Consider the following 4,065-nt stretch of genomic DNA (forward strand, 5'->3'; position numbering starts at 1 on the left):
GGGCACGATGAAGCGGATGGGCCGGCTGGGCCAGGCCGCTTCGGCACGCGGGGCGGCCATGGGCAGGAGCGCCGCGGCGGCGAGGCCGCCCCCCAGGAGCTGGCGGCGGGGAAGGCTGTTCTTCATCTCGGCGTTTCCTTGTTCTTTTGAGTTCTTCCGGTTCCGCTGGCCGCTTTGTGGCACAGCGGCAGGACGGTTGCCGGCTTCTCACCAGCGGGGATGCCGCCGCTGGTCCGGCGGCGCGGCAGGCGAGGCGCGCAACAGGCCGAGCCACAAGGCAGGTGCCGCCATGTCGCGACCGACCGGCCCATGCTTCCCGGCATCCATGTCACCCCTCGTTCCTTGCGGGAGGCTAACCGTAAGGCTTCCGGGCACGCAACCAAGCTGTACGGTAAACTAGACAGCAGAAGATCGTTCCATAAGACAAGCTGGCGCGTGGTGGTCCCGCTCTTCCGAGCCTGTTCATCGATCCAGCGCGGAGCACAGGCTCAGGGGAAGCTGGATGCGCGCGAGCATTCTCCGCCCAGCCCTGCTGGAAGAACCTATTGTCGGGATGATGGGAATGGCGCGCTTTTGCGGCGGATATCGGCAGGCCGTCGCGGCCGGCCTTTGGCCATTCGGCCATGCGAGGCTGGCGAAGGTGACGGGCTTCGCCGGCGCCGGGCAGATCAACAAAGGCGGGTCGAGGTTAAGGGGGCCAGCGGACATACACCCACTGCCCCTCCATATCGCCAAGACGGCCGGCCGGCGCGCTGGGCGCATCCGGCCGGCCAGGGCGGGCTTATTCCGCCGGGCGAATGTCCTGGGCGCGGGTATATTCGTCGGCCCGGGCATCAATGGTCAGGTTGCGGCGCAGGGCCCAGGCATTCTTCTGGATATGCACCGGGATCAGGCCCTGGTCCGCCACCATCAGCCGCGTCGCTTCCTGCAGCAGGGCCTCGCGCTTGCCGTCGTCCAGCGTGCGCATGGCTTCCGCCAGCTTGGCGTCCAGGGCGGGATTGGAATAGCGGCCGCGGTTGGAGGCGCCCATGCCCGCCTCGCGGTTCTGCGTCGCCACCAGCGAGCGCAGCATGGTCGCGGCCTCGCCCGTGGTGGCGGCCAGGCCCATCAGATGCGCGCTGGTCTCGCCACGGCCGGCGCGGGCGATGAAGGTGGTGAAAGGCTGCGCCTCCACCGCTGTCTGCACGCCGATACGCGTCCACATCTGGCCCACCGCCTGGATGATCCGCGCATCGTTCATGTAGCGGTCGTTCGGCCCATGCAGCGTGATGCGGAAGCCATTGGGGTAGCCGGCCTCGGCCAACAGCTTTTTGGCCGCGTTCGGGTCCGCCTTGGGCGCGGCGATATCGGGCGCGAAGCCGAAGATGCCCTCGGCCATGATCTGGCCGGTCGGCACCGTCGCCTCCTCCATCACGCGCGCCGAGATGGCGGCGCGGTCCACCGCGAGGGAGAGCGCGCGGCGCACACGCGGGTCGCGCAGCGGGTTGCGGTCCAGCTTCTCGCCATTGGGGCCGGTGACGAGGGGGGAGCCATCCTCCCGCGCCTGGTCCAGCGCCAGGTAGATCAGCCGCAGGCCGACCGTCTCGTCCACCCGGACGCGGTTGTCCTTGCGCAGCCGCGCGAGGTCGCTGGTCGGCACCTGGTCGATTACGTCCACATCGCCGGCCAGCAGGGCCGAGGTGCGGCCGGCATCGCCGGTGATGATGCGGTAGCTGACCTTCTGCCAGTGCGGCTTGTCGCCCCAGTAATTGTCGTTGCGCTCCAGCACCACGCTCTCGCCATTGCGGTAGGAGACGAAGCGGAAGGGGCCGGTGCCGACGGCGGCGCGACCGGTGTTGAAGTCCTCGGTGCTCACGCCCTCATGCGTCTGCTTGTCCAGCATCATGACGCCGGTGAGGTCATTGGGCAGCTGCGGATAGGGGCCCTCGGTGCGGAAGCGGATGGTCAGCGGGTCGACGATCTCGACACTTTTGATGGCCCGCACGAACTGCGCGTAGGAGGAAGGCGAGTTCGGCACGTTCGGCACGCGCTCCAGCGTGAAAGCCACGTCCTCGGCCGTGAAGTCCTGGCCGTTGTGGAACTTCACGCCCGGGCGCAGCTTGAACTCCCAGGTCGTCTCGTCCACCGGGCGCCAGGATTCCGCCAGATTGGGCCGCAGCCGCACGCGCGCATCCGTGCCCACCAGCGAGTTGAAGAGCATACCCGCGACGGTCGAGTTGGGCGTGAGGTTGTGGTAGTGCGGGTCGATCGAGGTGACCTGCGACCCGATCGCCACCTTCAGCTCCTGGGCCTGCGCCAGGGAAGTTAGATTCAGGGGGGCCAGCGCCAGCAGCGCGAGCGCGGCGGTGCCGGCGCACAGGGCGCGCCGGAGCTTCTTCTGCATCATGATATCCGAAATCCGTCTCAATCAGCGGCGCGCGCGCAGCGGCGGCGGCAGCACATCCTCGGGGATGGGGCAGGCATAAGGCTTGCCACCCGTGCGCTGCTTCAGCTCCGCCTTGGCACGGGCCAGCAGCTCGGGGTCCTGGAAGATATCCAGCGCCGTGGCAGCCATGCCCTTGGCGGCCTGGATCATGCCCTTATGCGCGCTGGGGCTCTTGCCCTGCGCCACGGCCTGCCAGGTGTGGAAAGGTGTGCCGACCGCCCAGGTGGGGCCCCAGCACTGCACCGTCGGCACGATCTGGCTGACATCGCCCACGTCGGTGGAGCCGGTGCCGGGGCGGGAATTGCCGTCGAAATGCAGCACGCCCTCATGCAGCGGCTGCGCGCCCACCTCCTCCGGCGCGCCGACGGCATTGATGCTGTCGGCGATATCCTCCTCGCTCAGCGAGCGGCGGATCTCGGCGGCGAAGGCACGGTCGGTCTCGTCGAAGGCAGGCGCGCCAAGGTTGGAGAGATTCTCGAACATGCGCATCTCCAGCGCGGTGTTCGGGATGGTGTCGGAGCAGGCCTTGTCGATCTCCATCTCCATCCGCGTGCCGGTCATGATGGCGGCGCCCTCGGCGCAGGCCTTCACACGGTCGAAGAGCGCCTGGGCTTCCTTCACGCGCGGGCCACGGATCAGGTAGAGCACCTCGGCATCCGCCTGCACCACATTGGGCGAATTGCCGCCGGTATTGGTGATGGCATAGTGGACGCGGCAATCCAGCGGCATGTGCTCACGCAGGTAGTTCACGCCGACATTCATGATCTCGACCGCATCCAGCGCCGAGCGGCCCAGCCAGGGCGAGCCGGCGGCATGCGAGGCGCGGCCCTTGAAGCGGAAATAGACCTGGAAGTTGGCCATGGAGCGGGAGGAATTGACGGCGCTGACCACGCCCGGATGCCAGGAGACGGCGGCATCGAGATCGTTGAAGACGCCGGCGCGCGCCATGAAGGTCTTGCCGGAGCCGCCTTCCTCGCCGGGGCAGCCGTAGTAGCGCACGGTGCCAGGCAGGCCCTGCTCCGCCAGCGCGTCGCGCGCGGCCACGGCGGCGAGCATGGCGCCGGCGCCCAGCAGGTTATGGCCACAGCCATGGCCGGTGGCGCCGGGCTTCACCGGGCGCGGCTCCGCCACGCCGGCTTCCTGGCTGAGGCCGGCCAGGGCGTCGAATTCACCCAAGAAGCCGAGGACGGGACCACCGGAGCCGGCTTCCGCGACAAAGGCCGTGGGGATGCCGCCCAGGTTGCGGGTGACCCGAAAGCCCTCAGCCTCCAGCAGTGCGATTTGTTCCTCGATGGAGCGGTGCTCCTCGAAGCGCAGCTCGGCATGGTCCCAGATACGGTCCGCAACCGCGGTGAAAGCGGGGCTCTTGCGGTCGACGCTGGCGGAGAGGGTGGAGAGGGCGATCGGTTCGTTTCGCATAGGGGCTCCTGCGCGTCGCATCCTGTTATCCTTTCTGGCAGGATAACAGATCATGCGCGCTACCTATGCCTGCTGGCATGCCGGGGCAACTCATGCCTGCTGCGCAAGCGGAACGCCGCAATGCCGCGCTGTCGTGGAACAGTGCGGCTATGAATCTGGGGATATGCGGTATTTTCTGGATGCGGGGACAGGATTTGAACCTGTGACCTTCAGGTTATGAG

The 4,065-nt window shown here is 67.9% G+C and carries 3 protein-coding genes (1 of these 3 running past the window's edge); all 3 read right to left on the bottom strand.

Annotated features, from left to right (window positions below):
* Positions 1-126, bottom strand: the 5' portion of a protein-coding gene (locus tag IBL25_RS23580) for a Bug family tripartite tricarboxylate transporter substrate binding protein (RefSeq protein WP_187780918.1). The gene continues 861 nt to the left of window position 1, outside the view; the window shows 126 of its 987 coding nt (coding positions 1-126); the start codon lies at positions 124-126; its stop codon lies beyond the left edge, outside the window.
* A 655-nt stretch (positions 127-781) separates the two neighbouring features.
* Positions 782-2,383: an ABC transporter substrate-binding protein gene (locus IBL25_RS23585; protein ID WP_187780920.1), complete on the bottom strand. Its 1,602-nt coding sequence runs from the start codon at positions 2,381-2,383 to the stop codon at positions 782-784.
* A gap of 24 nt (positions 2,384-2,407) precedes the next feature.
* Entirely contained in the window at positions 2,408-3,844 is a 1,437-nt protein-coding gene (locus IBL25_RS23590) for a M20 family metallopeptidase (RefSeq protein WP_187780919.1), read from the bottom strand.
* Between the last annotated feature and the right edge of the window lie 221 nt (positions 3,845-4,065).

The sequence above is a fragment of the Pseudoroseomonas ludipueritiae genome (genome assembly GCF_014490445.1).
Taxonomy (GTDB): domain Bacteria; phylum Pseudomonadota; class Alphaproteobacteria; order Acetobacterales; family Acetobacteraceae; genus Pseudoroseomonas; species Pseudoroseomonas ludipueritiae.

Excerpts from the sequence above, each read along its gene's own strand:
- IBL25_RS23590 (WP_187780919.1), bottom strand. The coding sequence starts at position 3,844 with ATGCGAAACGAACCGATCGCCCTCTCCACCCTCTCCGCCAGCGTCGAC.
- IBL25_RS23585 (WP_187780920.1), bottom strand. The coding sequence starts at position 2,383 with ATGCAGAAGAAGCTCCGGCGCGCCCTGTGCGCCGGCACCGCCGCGCTC.